A 19,151-nucleotide genomic window follows, 5' to 3' on the forward strand; every position below is an offset into this window, starting at 1 on the left:
CAAACCGTGAAGAAACATTTTAATGGCTTGAAGACCGCAGCTCTGATGGGAATCCTGTGGATGGTACTGTTGGCAATCGGGGCTCTGCTGGCGCGCGGCACCGGAAACGGCATGTGGATAATCGTGTTCGGAGCCATTGCTTTGATTCAAACCGCAGTGGGTTACTGGAATTCAGACAAAATTGCGTTGCGTGCCATGAACGCCCAGCCGCTCACCCCCCAACAAGCCCCCGAACTGTACTCGATGGTACAGGGCTTGTGCCAGCAAGCCGACCAACCCATGCCGGCGCTATACCTAGCCCCGACCCAAACCCCCAACGCTTTCGCGACCGGGCGTAACCCCCAACATGCCGCCGTCTGCGTCACCCAGGGCATTTTGGACATCTTGGAACCCCGCGAACTGCGGGCGGTGCTGGGGCATGAGCTCATGCACGTGTACAACCGGGATATTCTCACTTCCTCGGTGGCAGCGGGTTTGGCGGGAGTCATTACCTCAATAGCCCAGTTTGCCCTGTTTTTCTCAGGGCGCGATCGAGAAAACGGGGGTGCGGTTGCCAGTTTACTGCTCGCTTTGGGGGCGCCGATTGCGGCTTCCCTGATTCAGCTGAGCATCTCCCGGACCCGCGAGTTTGATGCGGACGAGGACGGGGCGCGCCTCGCCAATGACCCGCTGGCGCTGGCCTCGGCGCTAAAGAAGCTGGAGACCGGAGTGGCGCGCGCTCCGTTAGCGCCCACCCCACAGCGCCAAACCGTGTCTGCCATGATGATTGCTAACCCGTTTAGGATGCGCAACTTGTTCTCCACCCACCCCCCGATGGATCAGCGGATTCGGCGTCTGGAAGAAATGGCGGGATATTAATCTCGAGCCCCTGCCAACTTCGGGGCGAAGTTTCCCCCGGCGCGAAAAACCCCTAGATTAATGACTGTGAGTGAACCAAAACGGGATTTGCGGGCTTTGCCCAAAGCGCATCTGCACCTGCACTTCACCGGGGCGATGCGTCCCCAGACCCTGCTGGAACTGGCTCGGGAAAGCCGACAGCGTCTGCCGCGTTTCATGGGAGAAGGCGACCCGCTACACGTCCCGGCTGACGAACGCGGCTGGTTCCGCTTTCAGCGCTCCTATGACTTGGCACGAGCTTTGGTGCGCTCCGAAGCGGTGATGCGCCGCATCGTGCGGGAAGCCGCCGAGGACGACGCCGCCGAAGGCTCGCGACGTTTAGAGATTCAAGTCGACCCCACGTCTTATGCCCCCTGGGTGGGCGGACTGACCCCCGCCCTGGAAATCATCCTGGACGAAGCGAAAATTTCCACTGCCGCCACCGGGGTAGAAATCGGGGTCATTGTGGCGGCGTCTCGCACCCGCAACCCGATGGACGCCCGGACTTTGGCGCGTTTAGCTGCCCGCTATGCGGGCGACCAGCCGGGGGAAGTCATTGGATTCGGGCTCTCCAATGATGAACGCGCCGGTTCCACCCCCGACTTTGAGCCGGCATTTCGTATCGCTGCCAGGGCAGGGCTCGCCAGTTTTCCCCACGGTGGGGAACTGCGCGGTCCGGAACATATCGCCCAGGTGGTGCAACACCTGCACCCCGCCCGCCTGGGTCACGGAGTCAGAGCTGCGGAACAACCCGACCTGCTGAAATCGCTGGTTGACCACGGTATTGCCCTGGAAGTGTGCCCGGCTTCGAACGTATCCCTAGGGGTGTATTCCACCCTCGCCGAAGTTCCCTTGCGCACCCTGTTTCAGGTCGGTGCCACGATTGCGCTGGGCGCGGACGACCCGTTGCTGTTCCGGTCGCGGCTGTTGGACCAGTATGAATCTGCCCGCCAGGTCTCCGGCTTCACCGACCGGGAACTGGCGGAGTTGGCAGCGGGTTCGATTCGGGCGTCCCGAGCCAGCATGTCAAACAAAGCAAAACTGCTGACCCAGGTTGATTCGTGGCTCAAAGGTTCAAATTCTGGGAATTAAACGGGTAAAATCTGATAATGTTTGCTCTCCGAGACAGTGACGAGTTGGCTGGATGTCTCGAGCTGGTTTGGGGAGTGTTATACAGGAAACGGCAGGAAGTCGGTTGCGGACAACACCGCAGCTCTCGGCTCTATGAGAAACATCTAGGATTACCAGCGGTAAGGCGTCAAAGTGTTCGATGATTGGCTAACCTTCCCCTCTAACGGGGTGGCGTGGGCATTTCAGATTTTTACGAAATACGGACCGCTGCCGATTCTGCTGTCGATTTTTATCCTCATGGTTCCGCTCCGACCCCAGGTTCCCCGCGCCATGCCGATGCACCACCGGCGAGCTTTGATTCAAATGGGCTGGACTTTCCGCGTCGCTATATCTTTCGCCCTGATTGCCGTGATGTTCAGCCCGGCTGTCCTGATTAGTATGTATAACTCGGGGTTGCTTTCCGAAAATGCGTTTAACTCCATGAATACCATGCTGGTGCTGTTAATTGGGGTGGCTTTCCTGGTGCCGTACCTGTTGATGATTCACGTGTGGTTTCCTCGACCTCTGAATTGGATACCGAACCACAACTGGGTCATCAGTCCGCGCTTTCGGATTCGCGCCTGGATGGTGTACATCCTCATCTGGATAGCGACGGAAATCATGCTGGTAGTCGGGGGAGTCGTATTCGAAAAGCCCAACGCCTCGATTTCGGGGGAAGAAATCATGGCATCGGCAGGATACTACCTGATAGAGGGCGCAATCTTCCTGAGCATGGCGATATACATCCAGTACCGGATTTCTTGGCGCAACCCCGTTCCGGGGGTGCCCCTGGCGGTGGACATGGCGTTGCGCCGCGAGGACTTGAACAATGTGCAAAAGTTTTGCACGTTCATTTTGGGGGCAGGAGTGTCGCGGTGCCTGCAGTTCCTGGCGCAACTGCAATACGAAAGCGGTCCGTTTGCGATTTCGGCTGTCTCTCTGTTGTTGAGCTGGGCGGTATCTCTCAGCTCCCTAGCTCTCGCTTGCATCCCGACCTGGTGGTTTATGCGCAAACTGGATCCGTCCCGGCGGCTGATGAAAGAACTGAAAATCGAGATACTCAGCGATAAACGCGACCCAAAACTGTTCACCTTGGAAAACTTCCGGAATATGTTGGACTACAACGAGGACGAACTCATTAAAGGGTCGGTCCCCCAGCCCAAGAAAAATTATTTCTTGACCGTGCTGGACAATCCACAAAAGGACCTGCTGACGGCGCCGGGTTCCGGTTCAGCCCCCGAGGAAGTCGCCCAAGCCTTCTCATATATGGCAAAAGTGGCGGCGCGTGCGGGGGTTGGGTTGAGTCCGGAGGAACGTCAAGGGCTGGCAGAGATTCGCCAAGCTGTGCGCGAACTGGTGGAACACCGCGTCGCCTTGAACGAGGGCGTAGCCTCCAGCTTGATTCCGGTTGACCCTGCCATCGTGCGGGACCCGAACAGTAACCCTGGAGAAACTGTCGATTTACCAGAAGAACACGAGGAAGAATCCGCAAATCTGGATTCGGGCTTGGCAAACTTATTGGGACAATCCGTCAACGACACCGCGGTCGGTTTGGACTCACAGACTTTGCAGGAGTGGGGCGAGTTTTACAAAGAAAAAGACGCGATGGAGCGTCAGGAAAAGGCTTGGGAAAAGCAAAAAGAGATGCAGGAACTAGCGGTCAAAACTTTTGGATTCGATCCTTATGCCTACGACCCCTACGGTTATGCCAACCCCTACGGCGGGTACGGCAACCCTTACGGAGACTTCGGGATGGACCCTTATGCGCAGCCGTATGTAGACAGCTACAGCTATGGGACGACCAGCCCTTACGCGGATTTATATGGGGACCCCGGATACGCTGACCCCTACGGTGGATACGGTTTTGACCCCTACGGTTACAACGGGGGATATTGGCAGATGGATCCCAGCGCCGCGGAGGCCTACGGGGCATACCCCTGGGGTTGGTCCGGTGGCACGCCGACCATTCCCGGCGGGCAGCCCTACGGTTACCTGGACGCGGGCGGGACCAATGGAGTCCCCGGAGAAGTTCCCGGCAATCCCGTCGCCCCTCCGGATTCCGGTTTTGCCGCGCCGGGTGTACCGAACGCGCCGGGTGCGCTAAGTGTACCGAACGTGCCGGTAGAACCAGGCGCGCCGACACCTCTGCCGGCATCGGGGACGCCGGGGATACCGATGCAGACAAACACGCCACTGCCGGGAGCTGCCACGACAGGCGCGATGCCGGGAGGGAACGCTCCGCTGCCAGGCACGCCATCCCCACCGCAGGCACCAGCGGTACCTGAGAATCCCGCCCGCCCGGCTGACCTTGTGAATCCTGCCAATCCCGCCACGCCGGAAAATCAATCTGTTCCGGGCTATCCCTTTTTGGCGCGAACGATGGAAGGATATTCCACCGTGGGTGCTCCCGTAGCGCCGTCCCTGCACCCGCTGGTCAACGCGGGACAGCTTGGTGCGCAAGTTGCAACCCCGCAGGTAAACCCGGTATCGCTGGGCGCGCAAGGGTCCGGCGCGCCGGTTAACCCTGGTCAACCGGTTCCACCCGCGGACCCGCGATTCGTTCAAAATCCCGGCATGGTGAACGCTGCCGGACCAAACCAACCTCATCCGGCGCAACCTTATGCCCCGGCAAACGCGGAAACCGCCGAGGAAACTATCGACCCGCGGGCTGTGTACCCGCCGACCTTTGCGAAACCGCGACCTGCCCCCAGACCATACGAAGAATTCGTCGAGGACGAAGCCGAAATCGAAGAGCTGCCCTAAGCGGGGCGGTCCGAACCAGGTGGTAGGGTTTGGGCGTAAGGAGACGTAAAGTGCGATTGGCAGATTTGTGTACTTTGCGCGTGGGTGGAGCCGCGCGCCGATTTTTGCACAGCCGGCAGCGTGACGAACTGATTCAAGCGGTTACGCAGGCAGATGCGGCAAGAGAACCGCTGCTCTTTCTGGGTGGTGGGTCGAACCTGGTGCCAGTGGATGGGGATTTTCCCGGATTGGTGCTTCGCGATGGTCGCGAGGACGTGCAGGTATTTACCCTGGCAGAGTTTCGCGATTTGCGGATGGGCGGTACTGATTCGGCGCATACTGCAGAACCTGGTCCTGACTCGCATCCGGGCGGAGTAAACTCATCGGACAGACCTCAGCAGCGCCCTGGTGCGTCCCGAGACTCCCACGCCGCCGCGGTCGTGGCGCAAGCTCAGGAGCTGGCCGCTGCCACTCCCTCGTGCGTATTTCTCAGCGCGTCTGGCGGGCTGGCTTGGGACCGGCTGGTGGAGTTTTGTGTGACGCAAGGGTTTTCCGGGCTGGAGGCGCTGAGCGGAATCCCCGGTGTGGTCGGGGCAGCGCCCGTGCAAAATATCGGGGCATACGGTGGGGAGGTCGCGGACTGTCTGCTGGGAGTCACCGCGTGGGACCGACAGGAGCGCCAGCTGGTGTATTTACGTGCGGCAGACCTCCGGTTCGGCTACCGGGATTCCCTGCTGAAACAGTCTCGCCTGCAGGTCGAGGCTGATTCCGGGACACCGCAGTTCGCTCCGGCGCGTCCCGGCACAAACCCTGCCACCGGACGCTGGATTGTGCTGGAAGCTGATTTTGTCCTGCAGCGCGGCGGGGGCACCCCGGTCAGATACGCTCAGTTGGCGGGGGCGCTCGGAGTGCCGCTGGGCACGGTCGTGCCGGCGGCGCAGATACGCGCAGCGGTGCTGGAGTTGCGGCGTTCCAAGGGCATGGTTTTGGATCCCGCTGACCACGACACCTGGTCAGTAGGGTCGTTCTTTACCAATCCGATATTGCCGACCGCGGAGGTGGCAGCTTTGGGGTTGCCAGAGGACGCTCCCCGCTGGGAGACGACGCTGCCGGGGGGTAGCGGGCAGGCGGGAATGAAACTATCTGCCGCCTGGCTCATCGAACACTCCGGCATTTCGAAAGGTTTTTCCCTGCCGGGCGCAGGCGCGGGTGTCTCGACGAAGCATGTCCTGTCGTTGACGAACCGCGGCAACGCCACGGCCGCGGACATCACGGCCCTGTCCAGCTATATCATTGCCGCGGTGCAGGGGATTTACGGGGTTACCCTGGTGCCCGAGCCGGTCATTTTGTAATGCTCCGCGAGCGGTCGCAGATACGCATTACTCGGCACGAACGACCGATTTCGCCGCGCCTGATCAGATTCTTGACAGCTTAAAAATGCGCCCACCAGCAGTTTTATAAACATCACTACGAGCGTGACTGTGGAATTCAAGTTGAAATCGGTCGTTCATGCAATCGCCTCCGTAATCTACAAAACTCTGCTCTAGCGATGTTTGCGAAAATAGCGTCGTATCTGGTAGCCTAGTTGGGCGCTTTCAGCGTATGGCGGGTTTCCCGAGTGGCCAAAGGGGACTGACTGTAAATCAGCTGCGCAATGCTTCAGGGGTTCGAATCCCTTACCCGCCACCATCACTTTATTCTGGGTTATTTTTACGGCACAGAAATTTCAGGCGACACATGGCAAAAAATACTGAAGTCCCCGATGAAAACGGCGAACTTTTAGATGAAAACGAAAGCCCGCAGGTTCTCCACCAGGCTGATAATGGCGACCCGCGGATTATCACTGTCCCCGGTTCTTCCAAGAAATATCGCACTTCGCTGATACTGGTTGTGGTCCTGATGGGACTGGCTCTGACCCTGCTGCAAGTCTCCACCGTGAACGTTGCCCTCGCGGTGTTGCCCGATTCTATTGGAGCCAGCGCACAAGAGGTGCAGTGGGTTATTTCCGGGTATGCCCTGGCTATTGGACTATCGATGGTGCCGATGGGGCGTATTGGCGATTTGTTTGGCAGGTCACTCCTGTTCGTCTTGGGTCTGGCGCTATTTTCCCTGTCCTCATTCCTGTGCGCCATCTCAACTTCCGGATCCATGCTGGTGTGGATGCGCATTTTGCAAGGATTTGCCGCAGGTATCTTTAGCCCCCAGACTGCGGGAATCATTCAACAGTATTTTTCGGGTCAGGCTCGCGCGCTGGCTTACGCTCTGATGGGGCTGGTCGTCTCCGTCACTGTGGCGCTAGGACCGATGCTGACAGGTCTCTTGATTGCAATTTTTGGCAGGGAAGAAGGCTGGCGGTTAGCTTTTTCCATCAACCTGCCGCTGGGTCTGCTGGGGGTGGCTTGTGCGATTCTGTGGCTGCCGTTTAAGCGGGAACGCATCTTCGCGCGTCGCGCCCGCATCGAGGCTTTGGAAGCAGACATCGCCCTCGCTACCAAGTCTGGCAAGAAAGTCCCGAAACGTCCCCGCGTCGACCTTGACCCGGTGGGGATGATTTTGCTGGGGGCAGCAGTCATCGGCATGATGTTGCCTTTCGTCACGACCGGTTCGCTGTGGCGTTTCGTCCTGATTCCCGCGGCTTTCGCGGTGCTGGCCGGCTGGGTCTGGTGGGAACGAGCCTACGAGGCGCGAGGACGCTACCCGATGGTGAGCTTGCGGCTGTTTAAGATTCCCTCCTACAGTTTCGCCAGCGCAATTGGTGCTATCCAATTTTTGGGTATGCCCTCTGTGTATGCCATCAACGCCATGTTCTTGCAAAACGGTTTCGGTGAGACTGCCCTGATTGCCGGCCTCAGCGGGATGCCCGGCGCGTTTCTATCCGGGTTGACTTCCATCGTGGTGGCACGCTACACCATCAAACACGGTCGGAGCATCCAAGCCTGGTCGCTGGTGATAATGCTGGTGGGCGTGGTACTGACCGCGGTAATGGCGGTGCTGTTCGCCCGTGGTGGTTCCGTGTGGCTCATCAGTGTGGGGCTGGCAGTCCTGGGCTTTGGGTCGGGTTCTATGGGATCGGCGAACCAAACGCAGGCGATGCTGGAAGTCCCGCCATCTCGAGGCGGTATTGCCGGGGGTATTCAGCAAACCGGACAGCGCATATTTACTGCTATCGGAACGGCGATTCTCACCGGGGTGTTCTTTAGTGCCACCGCGGGATTGGAAACCACCACGCCGGGAGTGGACCTGGCGGTGGCAAACGCTTGGAGTCACGGCTATGTGCTGTCTTTCGCGGGGTGTACGGGATGCATAGTGATAGCCCTGGTAGTAGCCATAATCTTTGTTTTCTTTCCTCGACAGCCGCACCCGACCGCCGCGAAAAAATGAAGGTGAGACATGAACGCGAAGCCACAGAACTCTGCAAACGCAGGGCCGGAAATCTGGCACGACCAAAAACGCATGTTCCCGCCGATGGCACTGGGGCTGTCGATGGCAGGTTTTTACGTCACGGCTGCCGGTTCTCTGATTGCCACCCTGTCCCGAGATCTCGGCGTGAAACCGGAGGCGCTTAACTGGCTGGGTGCCGCCTATGGCTTTGGCATGTTGGTTTCGGGGCTGCTGGCACCCTGGGTGATGCGCAACGGACCGGTTTGGTCGCTGCGGCTGGCTCCGCTGTTGGTCCTGCTGGGGACGTGTCTGGTAGCTTGGAGTCCCTCGATTACGGTCAGCCTGGTGGGGGTGACTTTGGCTTGTTTGGGAGGCACCACTGTTTCGGCAGGGGTCGCCGGCACTTTCGTGGGTGTCGAGGGGACGAAATACATGTCATTGACTGTCGGGATTTCCTCGTCGGTGTCAATCGTGACGACGGTGCTTTTTGCCCTGGTAGAACGCGTCTTTCCCGGTTTTGGTCGCATGGCGCTGTGGTTCGTCCTGGTGATGGCAGTGCCCACTTTGGTATGGGGGTGGAAGCTCCCGGCGGTACCGTTCCGTCAGGTATTGCAAAAGGGGTTGAGTGCGGCAATCGATTCGGTGTCCGCAACTGGTGAGGGGCACGGCGACCCGGCCACCACCCCTGCTGCGGACGGACACCGCGACCAGACGGGCACTTCTGGCGCTGCCGCCGACTCCGGAGTCCCTCCTAGGGGCAGCGTGAAGCCCTCCAGATGGCTGGTTACTTCCCAAATCATGAGGCTCGGGCTTACTGCAGGAGTCGAGTTCGCCATGTACGCTTGGGCGGTGACGCGCCTGCGGGAATTGGGGGTTGAATTGGCGCTGGCTTCGGGTTTGGCGACCGCATTTGCCGTCGGTATGGCGGTGGGGCGTCTGGGTGGGGCTGCCTTTGCTCGCCGCTATTGGGCCTGGTGGGTGTTTGTGGGCTTAGGATTTTGTGGCACAGTCGCGGTCGCTTTTGTGCCTTCAATCGCGGTGGCAGTAGTTGGTTTGTTTATCACCGGCTTGGGTGTGAGCTGTCTGTATCCCATCAGCGCGACTGAGTTTTCCGGGTTGCCGGGGGTGCAAAAGCAACATGCGGCGGCGGTCATTAGTTGCCTTTCCGGGACTGGTGCTATCGTGACACCGCTGCTGCTGGGGGTGCTGCTGGCAGCCGTGGGTCTGCACTTTGGATTCCTGGTGCTGCTGGGGCTTTACGTGTTGATGGTCTTCCTGCCCCGTCCCTCTGCCGCGCATCTGGGAATTGGCTAAATTGGTGCAAAAGCCGGGGGAGCGTTAGAATATTTCCTTGTGCGTCTTGATGGCGCGCGCCTTTTGCTGCCTATAAACGGGTAGCGTCCCGCGGGGAAACCGCCGTGGGAGAGGACACAGACCGAGTGGAAACCGTGTCATCACGATTTTCATGAAGTTAAAAGAGTTTGGGTGGAAACCTCTGGTCGACACCCCTATTGAAAAGGACCCAAAATATGGCTAAGAAAAAAGTCATCGGAGTTATCAAGCTCCAGATTCAAGCCGGTGGGGCAAACCCGGCACCGCCGATTGGCCCGGCACTGAGCCAACACGGCGTAAACATTATGGAATTCTGCAAGGACTACAACGCCAAGACTGAATCGATGCGCGGCTCCGTGGTTCCGGTAGAAATCACCGTTTACGAAGACCACAGCTTCGACTACGTGCTCAAGAGCTCGCCTGCCTCCGAGATGATTCGTAAGGCTGCGGGCGTTCCGAAGGGTTCGGGCACCCCGAACACCGTCAAGGTCGCCAATCTGACCTGGGATCAGGTAGAAAAGATTGCTTCGGAAAAAATGCAAGATCTCAATGCTAATGACATCGAGGCCGCAAAGAAGATTATCGCGGGCACCGCTCGATCCATGGGCATCACGGTCGGTTAATCGTCAAAACTGTGGAGGGGCTTAGTGTTTGCCCACACCACGACTGCGTAAGGAGCAGAACATGAAACACGCCAAGAAATACAACGAGGCCGCGAAGAAGATTCTTCCCGACACTCTCTATCCCATTGATGACGCATTCAAGCTGGTAAAAGATACTTCCCCCGTGAAGTTCGACGCGACCGTTGAGGTTGCGATGCGTCTGAACGTTGATCCCCGCAAGGCTGATCAGATGGTGCGCGGCACCGTTTCTCTGCCTCACGGCACCGGCAAAACCGCTCGGGTCCTGGTTTTTGCCGTAGGTGATAAGGCTGCAGACGCTGAGGCTGCGGGCGCCGACGAGGTCGGTGGGGACGAACTCATTGAAAAGGTCTCCAAGGGCTACACCGACTTTGATGTCGCCGTGGCGACGCCCGATTTGATGGGCAAGGTCGGTCGTTTGGGTAAGGTGCTCGGTCCGCGTGGTCTGATGCCGAACCCCAAGACCGGTACTGTCACCATGGATGTGGCGAAGGCTGTCAAGGACATCAAGGGTGGTCGTATCGAGTTCCGTGTCGACAAGCACGCCAACCTGCAGTTCATTGTCGGCAAATGCTCGTTTGAGCCTGCCAAGCTGGCAGAGAACTTCCGGGCGGTCCTGGAAGAAGTCCAGCGCCTGCGTCCCTCGACTATCAAGGGTCGCTACATTACGAAGGTCTCTATCTCCACTACGATGGGTCCCTCTATTCCGCTGTCCCTAGCGACCAAGGAATAGTTAATATCTTCCTTGTGGGGTCAAGGGTAACCTTGACCCCACAAGGTATTTAATGAGTATGGAAGGAAGGTGCGTGATTAGGCACCCATCCGGACGCTTGATAGATTGAAGTTGAGGATTTGCGCGGTCCGGCAGGGGATAGCTAAACCTGTAAGTAACGTCGTAAACGGCGCATAGTGGGATGATTCGTAGGTGAGCTTGGCAACGCTTATGGTAAATGAGGACAAATGGTATGAATGTAATTAGCTTGTTTAGCGGGTGTGGGGGGCTTGACCTGGGATTTGAACAGGCCGGCTTTAACATACCGGTAGCTAATGAATTTGATCCCACAATCTATGAAACCTTCAAAGCCAATCATCCGCATACGCATCTCATTGAGGGAGACATCAGAGGGGTTACTATTGAGGATATAGCGCCCTTTGTTGATGGTGAAGTTGATGGCATCATCGGTGGTCCGCCCTGCCAGTCTTGGTCTGAAGCTGGGGCTTTACGAGGGATTGAAGATGCTCGCGGGCAGTTGTTTTATGATTACATTCGCATTTTGAGAGAATTCAGACCGAAATTCTTTCTGGCAGAAAATGTCAGCGGAATGTTGGCAAACCGGCATAGTGAAGCTGTACAAAATATAATTACGCTATTCGAAGAAGCCGGATACGATGTTACTTTGACGATGGTCAATGCGAAAAACTATGGGGTTGCCGAAGAACGAAAGCGTGTATTCTATATAGGATTCCGAAAAGATTTAAACATCGATTTCGTGTTCCCCAAGGGGTCCACTGAGGATGATGCCAAAAAAATTACTTTGCGCGATGTGATATGGGATTTGCAAGAAACGGCTGTCCCCGCGGCAGAGAAAAACCGTCACAATCCTCAGGCAATTAATAATAATGAATACTTTACCGGGGCATTTTCGCCAATTTTTATGAGCCGGAACCGAGTTAAAAATTGGGATGAGCAAGCGTTTACCGTGCAGGCATCGGGTCGCCAATGCCAACTGCATCCGCAGGCCCCGAAAATGGTCAAATTTGGTCAAAATGACTGTCGCTTTGTCGAAGGCAGTGAGAATCTCTATCGCCGCATGACAATACGAGAAGTGGCGCGAATACAAGGGTTCCCCGACGATTTCAAATTTATCTACAAAGAGACAAATAATGCCTACAAGATGATTGGGAATGCCGTCCCCGTTAATCTTGCTTTCGAGATTGCCACCGCAATCAGGCTTTTCCTGACCGGGAGAGGCCACGAAGTTAAAGGCATGGCGCCGAAAGGTAAAAAAGCTCATGGGTGCAAACAGCAATGATCACGGACGCGCTTATGAGTATGCCTGGATAAATTCCTTATTCAAGACACTTCACCACACTAGGAATACCCAAATTGCACATAATTCTAGCTTCTATGCAAATCAAAGTGCCTGGAATCAAATTGGCGGAGATATGCGCGAAGTGTTCCAGCTCTCCGCTGATTCCGCAGTAGATGCAATCCTCCAGCTAGAACCCATGTTGAGTGAGGACAATCCAGATGTGCTCACGTTAGAGTTTCAACCTGACCGTGCTGGAATACAGGGCGATGTTAGAGACATAGTTATAAAACGGGACGCTATTGAGTGGGAAATCGGTCTCAGTGTAAAGCACAATCATGAAGCGGTTAAGCATAGCCGTCTCAGCCACAAATTAGACTTTGGCAACGAGTGGTTCGGCATTCCCTGTAGTCAGAGGTATTGGGATGACGTCGAGCCGATCTTTACCTGTCTGGCGGCTAAAAAAGCTCAAGGTCTTAAGTGGTCCGAAATTCGCGACAAAGACACAACGGTTTACGTACCTCTGCTTCAGGCATTTATCGACGAGCTGTACCGAGCCTATACTGCTAACCCTGACATGCCGCGAAAAATGGTTGAGTACCTCATTGGTACGAGAGACTATTACAAAGTCGTCAGCCATGACCGCAGCCATCTCACCATCATCAGCACGTTCAATATCCATGGTACATTGAACAGACCTAGCGCGATTACTGTAGCCACAATATCTGCACCTATAGTTGAACTTCCTACCGAGCTTGTGACTCTAAAGTTTAAACAGGGTAGTACCAACACTGTAGAAATGTATTTAAACAATGGTTGGCAGCTCAGTTTCAGGATCCATAATGCCAGCTCTAGGGTTGAACCCAGTCTCAAATTTGATGTGCAGTTTATCGGTATGCCTGTTTCGGTACTAACCATAGAGTGCAAATGGAAATAGTGACATGCTGCTGGTGAATGCCGTCAACTGACGGTGCAATTTTCTAAACCAGATTTCCCGGAGGTTCTGATTTCCTAACGGGGCATGAGGGACCCGAAGGGGTGGTCCTGGCGGAATGCGCAGAGGGGACAGAGCTCGCCAGCGGTAGCGGGAAAACGGCTACGGCACGAGGGACAAATCTTCGTTTTTACTTCGGTCAGGGTTTGGGTGGCTCCGGTGTGGATTTGTGACCAAGTGGGGTGACCTTGCGCTGTCAAGGTGTGTTCCGGGCATAGCTTCAGGCAGGCGCCATCGGCTTCACAGCGAGCCAAGTCTTGCGTGAGGGCGAGCACATCCGCGTCCTCGGGATCAGGTGTCAGAGATAAAGCCTGGTGTGGGCAAGCAGCGACGCACACCCCGCAGACGCTACACTTGCCAACCTGCAGTGTCCACGCTGGTGGCAGGTCCGACGGCGGCTCAGATACCCCCAACAAGGCAAAAGCCTGCGCGCTGCGTTCTTGCCAGTTGGCGTGAAGATCCAGGGCGCAGGTGGTGGATAGCCCTAGGAACGACCGGCGCGATACCCCCAGCTGCGAAACCTCAACCCATTTTCCAGCGAACCTGCCCTGGTGGGTTGTCTCCCACCGGCGCAAGCGACCGGGGAAAACCACGTCACCGAGCTGTAATAGCCGCCCCAAGCCCTCACCTCGTGAGCACGGCACAAAGGCAATCTGACTCACCCCTAGTGCCAGAATCTGCGCGAGGGAACCCAAAGGTGCCCCGCTCCAGCAGGCATCGTAATGCAGCGCGCACACCCGGCGGGGTATGTGCGGCAGGGGGTTGTGATCGCACGCCAGAACCAGAGTTTCGGGGACTTCCCCCGCGCTCAAATAGCGCAGCAGTTCGCGCAGGGAGTCTTTCATAAGGATGGGGTTTCCACAGTGCGGTCAGAGCGGTTTTCGGGGCTGTCAGGAGTGCCTGGTTCGCTCGAAGTTCCGGAATCACCGGGCAGGTCATGGCGGAGGCGTGCCGCGGTGCTCCCCGCGTCGCGCGTTACCCCCGGTACGCCGGGGTCACCAAACTTACCCGTCGCAACTCCCTTGTGAACTGCCGTAATACCTCGATAGGGGGCAGCGAACCCGGACGTAACCTCCGCGACGGGAAGCAGACCCCGGGTCGACAGGGTCACGACCCAAGACGCGAAGGCAGCGTAGCTCAGGGCTTCGACCCCCTGCATCCAGGCAGTTTGCGCCTGGACCTCGGCTTCGCGCAGAGTCGCGGGAATCCACCGCAAAGGATGTTCGCGAGTGAAAGCTACCACGATGTCGCGCACGCGGTGGTAATCCTCAATCCGCCCCGCATCTAGCGCCGACAGCATCTGTTGGCAGCCCTGAGACAGAAAAGCGAACTCCAACCCGAGGTGGTCATCCGGTTCGGTATGCAGCTGGGGAGCCCGCAAACCTAGCTGAGAGTAGTACCACCGGACTTGAATCGTCTCGGTATCAAACACCAGCTGTTCCTCGCCGACGTGGACAGACTCAAAGGGTGAGACTCGGGCGGTGGCAGAAACTCCATAAAGAAAATCCTGATCCATGCGAATCGTGGAGTCCTCTTCGTGACTTTCCCAAGAGCGTTTCAGCAGGTCGGTGCCGCGAGTGAGGGCAGTGTGGGCGTCTGCGTGGAGGCTTGCCAGCTCCGGGTGGGGGTTAGGTTCGTTCCAAAAGGGCCAGTCGGACAGGTTCGTATAGACTTCGCGGCGGGTGTCCGGAGTTGCGTGGCCCAGGTGCAGCCGGCCCAAGACCAAAAAAGACGCGGCAAAAGTATCGAGAGAGGGCGCGTCGATTAGCTGACTCATGGGTATCTTCCTTCTGTAATAAAGCGTGGCTCCCGGTAATGCGCCGGGAGCCACCGAGGTTTCTCTAGGACCCCGGTTAGGGTGCGATAACGTGTTGCACTGTATTCAAGCCTACATGCCACAAGCCTTCGTAGTGGACGGCTCGACCCAGCAGTTCAGTGATGAATGCCAGCAGCAGCGATCCGCACAGCAGGACCGTCAGAGTGGTAGTGGGCTGTGAATGCAAGCGAATCTGGGTGAACGCAAACACACCCGCGCCAACGACCGCGATACCCAGCAGGATCAGACGGCAGGTCAGGAAACCACCCGAGATAACGTCAGCTACGTGAGCTGCCGCCCCACCCTGCTGATGCAGACCCAACAGGTAGGCAGGGTAGGTAATCATGATGATGATGCCGCTGGCAGCCGACACAATGGTGAGGATTTGCATCGCGGAATGCACCAGCGACTTCAGATCATCGCTGATTTGACCGACTGCCAGATGCTGACGCCAGTCTTTCCAGCTCTCGGGAGCAGACACCGTATCGGTCGCAGACAGTGCCTTTTTCCACACCAGCAGCAGGCTCAGCGCTACCGCGAGCGGACCGGTCAACAGAGCCGAGGCAAAGAAGAACACGGGAATCGCGGGAGTATGCCACGCCGGAATAGTTTTGACGGTGCAATAGACCCCACTCATTGCCGCCAGCAGAGCCAGACCGCTCAGCGCAGTGAGGACTGCCAACGCGTCACGGAGGGTTCGGGTCAACCACTTATTCCACTGGCATGCCGCAAAGACGAAGCCGAAACCGCCGAACAGTACCCCGCTCAACAGTTCGCGGCTGAGCCAGGAGGAGCCGACGTGCAACAGCGTAAATGGCGCATGGAACGGGTCATTCAGGTGGAAAAATGCCGCAAAGAACCCGAGAACCAGCAGCGGTCCGACTGCGAACAGGGAGGTGTCAGTCACCCGGTCAATGGATTCACCAGGCAGTTTGCGGAGCCTTCCGAGCAGCTGGACAAAGCCCAGAGCCCAAAAAGCCCCAATCGCCATCTGGGCGATGACGGTAAACAGAATCATAGGGAGTTCTTCCATTTTCAGATCTCCTTCGGGTTGGTGATTTCGCCGGTGGCTTGGTCCCACGGTTCCGCGTCCCGGTGCGCTTCGATGACCAGGTGCGGTTCCGTCAAGGACGGGTCGGGCAGGGGAGCGATACCGTTGAGGTTGCCGTGTTTCTTACGGAGTTCGTCGATGGGACCCCACTCCAGAGCCCGGGAGGGGCAGGCCGCGACGCACGCCGGGTCTTTGCCCTCCGAGCGATAGTCGTAGCACAGGTCGCACTTTGACATGTGACCAGTCTCCGGGTTGAGCTGGGGCGCGCCGTAGGGGCAAGCCCACTGGCAGTAGCGGCAGCCCACGCATTTCGACTCATCCACATACACGGTGCCATCCTCGCGGCGGCTCATCGCGGTGGTGGGGCAAACCTCCATGCAGACCGGGTATTCACAGTGGTTACAAGAAATGGAGACATAGTAGGCAAACACTTTCGGTTGGAAGGTGTTGCCTTGGACTTTCCAGGTCCCGCCGGAGTATTCCGCGACTTTGCGCCAGTGTACGCCCAGCGGCAGGTCATGCTTGTCGATACAGGCAATCTGGCAGGCCTTGCAGCCGTTGCAGCGGGTCTGATTGAAATAGAACCCGTACTTGGCGCCAGCTTTGGTGAAGTTTTCAGCCATGATATGTCCTCCTAAGCCTTCTCAATTTCCACGGTGATGGTATGTACCGCGTTGCCGTGCGCCAAGGGCGAGGGGTGCAGCGAGGACAAAGTGTTGGTGTTTCCGCCGATGTCCACCGGAATATCCGGATTGGCGCCGGCTGGAGGTTTTACCTCGGAGGCATCGACCGGGTGATACCAGGCTCCCTGCGGTAGGGAAACCACTCCGGGGGCAATGCGGGGAGTAACTTTCGCTTCAATTCGCACGGTGCCGCGGTCATTGTAGGCAAACACCAAATCGCCGTTCTTGATTCCGCGAGCCTTGGCGTCAATCGGGTTAATCCAGATGGTTTGCAGGTGGGCTTCGCGCAGCCAGTCCACGTTTCCATACGTGGAGTGGGTCCGACCCTTAAAGTGGTGACCGATGCATTGCAGCGGATACTTGCCGGTCATGGCGGCTGCCGGTCCGTCCCAAGTCTCGACGTACTCGGGCAAAGGCACCAGCCGGTCGCCTTCAGCTTTTTCGCGGAAGGCGTCAAAAGTCCACTTGGTAGCCATCTGTTCGATGCGCTGGGAATAGATTTCAATCTTTCCGCTGGGCGTCGACAGGGGGTTAGCCAGCGGGTCCGTGCGGAAGTCTTCCATCGAGACAATCGGTCCTTCGTAGCGACGGTAGACGCCCATCTTTTTCCATTCCTCGTAGGTGGGCAGTTCGGGGTCATCCTCCCGCGCGGTGTCAATGGCCTCTTTCAGCCAATCTTCGCGAGTCTTGCCCTCAGTGAAGTCATCCTTTACACCCAGGCGGTCAGCCAGCTCGGTGCAAATCGTGTAAACGTCCTTGCACTGATACAGAGGCTTGATGGCTTGGGAGGAAACAATCCCATACGCCATCGGTGCGCCGTTTTCCCCGGCATGATAGTCGCATTCCTCGGCGGCAGAAGTGCCAGGTAGGACGTAGTCAGCGTATCGGCAAGACACCGTCATCTGAATATCGCAATCGACGATGAGTTCGCACTTGGATTCGTCTTGGAGGATTTTCACCGAAGCGGCGTTTTCCCCAGTTTGGTTGACCAGCGAGTTTCCGCCGTATTGCCACACCATCTTAATGGGGACATCCAGCTTCGTGTTGGTCGGGGTGCCGTTGTCATCTACCGGGACTTTAAAGTCACGCGCTCCCGGCTCGGGCTTTTCCATGACCCCCGAGTTGAACGTGTCCATTTTTTCGCCGTGTTCAATCGCGTCCAGCCAGGAGAACACCGAGATAATCTTCATCGACGGGTTTGGTTTCGAGCTGGTCAGATTCTTGCCGACTCCCAGTCCGGGTGAGGACTCTCGAGCTCCGTTACCGCCGCCGGGGACGCCCACGTTGCCGGTCGCGCAAGCCAGCAGGAAGATGGCGCGCGCGGCGTTTTCGCCGTTGGCGTGGCGTTGCGGACCCCACCCCTGGGTGATTGCGCAGGGCTTTGCGGTGGCAATTTCACGAGCCAGTTGGCGGATGGTTTGTTCCGGAACTCCGGTGATGGCAGAAGCCCACTGGGGAGTTTTTTCGACGCCGTCCTTTTTGCCTTCGATATAGGCGCGGTAAGACGCATTCGCAGGAGCGCCGGGAGGCATGTGGGCTTCGTCGAAGCCGATGCAATAGGTGTCCAGGAAGGCTTGGTCGTGCAGGTTTTCCTCCAGCATGACGTGAATCATGCCTGCCACGAGAGCCGCATCCGTCCCCGGACGCAATGCCACCCACTGGTCTGCTAGGTCAACGGCAGTCTCGGAATAGCGCGGGTCGATAATGATGGTGCGCACTCCAGAGGCCTTTTTTGTCTCCAGCGTGGTGAAGGTCAGCCCGCCCCCGCTCATGCGGGTTTCCAGCGGGTTGTTGCCAAACATGACCTGCAGTTTCGAGCGTGCCGCGTCATCGAGTGAGTTAGAACCGAACCAAGACCCATAAAAGTACGGGTAGGCAGTGGTGATTTCGGTGGTGGAGTAGTCGGAATAGTGATCCAGGTAGCCACCCCAGCAGTTCATCAGGCGGGCAAAGGCGGTCGCATCCGGGGGCCACGAGGTAGACACGATAGATCCGAGGGTGCCGGTGCCGTAGTTGATGTAAAAGGCTTCGTTGCCGTACTTCGCTTTGATTTCTTTCATCTTTTGGGCGATTTCGTCCAAGGCTTGCTTCCAGCTGATTTCGACCCATTCGCCAGCACCACGTTTCGTGCCGGGTTTACGCTTCAAGGGCTTCTTCAGCCGATCCGGATTGTATATCCGGTGCCGAATGGAGCGACCGCGCACGCAAGCACGCACGGATTGCGAGCCGAGTTCGTTCGTGCCGGTGTCGTCAGGCAGAACTCGTACTACCCGACCGTTCTTAACCTGCAGCTGCAGTGGGCAGCGCGAACCACAGTTCACGGTACAAGCCGACCACACCAGCTTGGTGTCGTCAGATGCAGCCGCGTTTGCCTCCGAAGAGCCCGGAAGGGAGCCTTCCACGCTCAACAAGGTGGCGGTTCCCGCAGCCACACCGGACCATTGTAAAAATGACCGTCGGGAGATTCCCGAGGGGGTTTCGCTCTGATGTGCCAT

The 19,151-nt window shown here is 57.5% G+C and carries 15 protein-coding genes and 1 tRNA gene; 11 read left to right on the top strand and 5 right to left on the bottom strand.

The window, feature by feature from the left end; all coding sequences use genetic code 11:
• Positions 1-6 precede the first annotated feature (6 nt).
• From htpX to HMPREF0573_RS05010, 11 genes are all read left to right on the top strand, one after another.
• A complete protein-coding gene (htpX, locus tag HMPREF0573_RS04960) occupies positions 7-858 on the top strand; it encodes a zinc metalloprotease HtpX (protein WP_004007430.1) in 852 nt (283 codons plus the stop codon).
• Positions 859-918: 60 nt separating this feature from the next.
• Entirely contained in the window at positions 919-1,968 is a 1,050-nt protein-coding gene (locus tag HMPREF0573_RS04965; protein ID WP_013189077.1) for an adenosine deaminase, read from the top strand.
• A gap of 171 nt (positions 1,969-2,139) precedes the next feature.
• The gene (locus HMPREF0573_RS04970; protein ID WP_013189078.1) at positions 2,140-4,749 is read left to right on the top strand and encodes a hypothetical protein; all 2,610 of its coding nucleotides are present in this window, start codon (positions 2,140-2,142) and stop codon (positions 4,747-4,749) included.
• 50 nt (positions 4,750-4,799) lie between these two features.
• Positions 4,800-6,080 (top strand): UDP-N-acetylmuramate dehydrogenase, encoded by a 1,281-nt coding sequence (locus HMPREF0573_RS04975; protein ID WP_004007427.1) that lies wholly within the window; start codon positions 4,800-4,802, stop codon positions 6,078-6,080.
• A 252-nt stretch (positions 6,081-6,332) separates the two neighbouring features.
• Positions 6,333-6,417, top strand: a tRNA-Tyr gene (locus HMPREF0573_RS04980).
• 48 nt (positions 6,418-6,465) lie between these two features.
• Complete coding sequence (locus HMPREF0573_RS04985) at positions 6,466-8,109, top strand: MFS transporter (RefSeq protein WP_013189080.1); 1,644 nt, start codon at positions 6,466-6,468, stop codon at positions 8,107-8,109.
• Positions 8,110-8,118: 9 nt separating this feature from the next.
• Entirely contained in the window at positions 8,119-9,423 is a 1,305-nt protein-coding gene (locus HMPREF0573_RS04990; protein ID WP_013189081.1) for an MFS transporter, read from the top strand.
• 215 nt (positions 9,424-9,638) lie between these two features.
• On the top strand, positions 9,639-10,064 hold the full coding sequence (gene rplK, locus HMPREF0573_RS04995; RefSeq protein WP_004007424.1) for a 50S ribosomal protein L11: 426 nt from the start codon (positions 9,639-9,641) through the stop codon (positions 10,062-10,064).
• A 61-nt stretch (positions 10,065-10,125) separates the two neighbouring features.
• A complete protein-coding gene (gene rplA, locus HMPREF0573_RS05000; RefSeq protein ID WP_004007423.1) occupies positions 10,126-10,815 on the top strand; it encodes a 50S ribosomal protein L1 in 690 nt (229 codons plus the stop codon).
• A gap of 232 nt (positions 10,816-11,047) precedes the next feature.
• Positions 11,048-12,115 (top strand): DNA cytosine methyltransferase, encoded by a 1,068-nt coding sequence (locus HMPREF0573_RS05005; protein WP_013189082.1) that lies wholly within the window; start codon positions 11,048-11,050, stop codon positions 12,113-12,115.
• A complete protein-coding gene (locus HMPREF0573_RS05010) occupies positions 12,096-13,049 on the top strand; it encodes a HaeIII family restriction endonuclease (RefSeq protein WP_004011177.1) in 954 nt (317 codons plus the stop codon). Before HMPREF0573_RS05005 ends, HMPREF0573_RS05010 begins: the two co-directional genes overlap by 20 nt.
• 74 nt (positions 13,050-13,123) lie before the next feature.
• Here HMPREF0573_RS05010 and HMPREF0573_RS05015 read toward each other — a convergent pair whose 3' ends face one another.
• The 5 genes from HMPREF0573_RS05015 to HMPREF0573_RS05035 all read right to left on the bottom strand — a co-directional run bounded on the left by HMPREF0573_RS05015 (position 13,124) and on the right by HMPREF0573_RS05035 (position 19,151).
• Positions 13,124-13,951 (bottom strand): 4Fe-4S dicluster domain-containing protein, encoded by an 828-nt coding sequence (locus HMPREF0573_RS05015; protein WP_013189083.1) that lies wholly within the window; start codon positions 13,949-13,951, stop codon positions 13,124-13,126.
• Positions 13,948-14,883, bottom strand: a complete 936-nt coding sequence (locus tag HMPREF0573_RS05020) for a TorD/DmsD family molecular chaperone (RefSeq protein ID WP_013189084.1) — start codon at positions 14,881-14,883, stop codon at positions 13,948-13,950. The genes HMPREF0573_RS05015 and HMPREF0573_RS05020 overlap by 4 nt, the downstream gene beginning before the upstream one ends.
• 76 nt (positions 14,884-14,959) lie before the next feature.
• Complete coding sequence (locus tag HMPREF0573_RS05025; protein ID WP_004011174.1) at positions 14,960-15,955, bottom strand: dimethyl sulfoxide reductase anchor subunit family protein; 996 nt, start codon at positions 15,953-15,955, stop codon at positions 14,960-14,962.
• 2 nt (positions 15,956-15,957) lie between these two features.
• Positions 15,958-16,596 (bottom strand): DMSO/selenate family reductase complex B subunit, encoded by a 639-nt coding sequence (locus tag HMPREF0573_RS05030; protein ID WP_004007417.1) that lies wholly within the window; start codon positions 16,594-16,596, stop codon positions 15,958-15,960.
• 11 nt (positions 16,597-16,607) lie between these two features.
• Entirely contained in the window at positions 16,608-19,151 is a 2,544-nt protein-coding gene (locus tag HMPREF0573_RS05035) for a DMSO/selenate family reductase complex A subunit (RefSeq protein WP_004007416.1), read from the bottom strand.

It is taken from the genome of Mobiluncus curtisii ATCC 43063 (assembly GCF_000196535.1).
GTDB lineage: Bacteria > Actinomycetota > Actinomycetes > Actinomycetales > Actinomycetaceae > Mobiluncus > Mobiluncus curtisii.

What these genes read in the sequence shown, in the direction of transcription:
- HMPREF0573_RS05010 (WP_004011177.1), top strand. Translation starts at nt 12,096, where the DNA reads ATGGGTGCAAACAGCAATGATCACGGACGCGCTTATGAGTATGCCTGG.
- HMPREF0573_RS05025 (WP_004011174.1), bottom strand. Translation starts at nt 15,955, where the DNA reads ATGGAAGAACTCCCTATGATTCTGTTTACCGTCATCGCCCAGATGGCG.
- HMPREF0573_RS05020 (WP_013189084.1), bottom strand. Translation starts at nt 14,883, where the DNA reads ATGAGTCAGCTAATCGACGCGCCCTCTCTCGATACTTTTGCCGCGTCT.
- HMPREF0573_RS04985 (WP_013189080.1), top strand. Translation starts at nt 6,466, where the DNA reads ATGGCAAAAAATACTGAAGTCCCCGATGAAAACGGCGAACTTTTAGAT.
- HMPREF0573_RS05005 (WP_013189082.1), top strand. Translation starts at nt 11,048, where the DNA reads ATGAATGTAATTAGCTTGTTTAGCGGGTGTGGGGGGCTTGACCTGGGA.
- rplA (WP_004007423.1), top strand. Translation starts at nt 10,126, where the DNA reads ATGAAACACGCCAAGAAATACAACGAGGCCGCGAAGAAGATTCTTCCC.
- HMPREF0573_RS05030 (WP_004007417.1), bottom strand. Translation starts at nt 16,596, where the DNA reads ATGGCTGAAAACTTCACCAAAGCTGGCGCCAAGTACGGGTTCTATTTC.
- rplK (WP_004007424.1), top strand. Translation starts at nt 9,639, where the DNA reads ATGGCTAAGAAAAAAGTCATCGGAGTTATCAAGCTCCAGATTCAAGCC.
- HMPREF0573_RS04990 (WP_013189081.1), top strand. Translation starts at nt 8,119, where the DNA reads ATGAACGCGAAGCCACAGAACTCTGCAAACGCAGGGCCGGAAATCTGG.
- HMPREF0573_RS05015 (WP_013189083.1), bottom strand. Translation starts at nt 13,951, where the DNA reads ATGAAAGACTCCCTGCGCGAACTGCTGCGCTATTTGAGCGCGGGGGAA.
- HMPREF0573_RS04965 (WP_013189077.1), top strand. Translation starts at nt 919, where the DNA reads ATGACTGTGAGTGAACCAAAACGGGATTTGCGGGCTTTGCCCAAAGCG.
- HMPREF0573_RS05035 (WP_004007416.1), bottom strand. Translation starts at nt 19,151, where the DNA reads ATGGCACATCAGAGCGAAACCCCCTCGGGAATCTCCCGACGGTCATTT.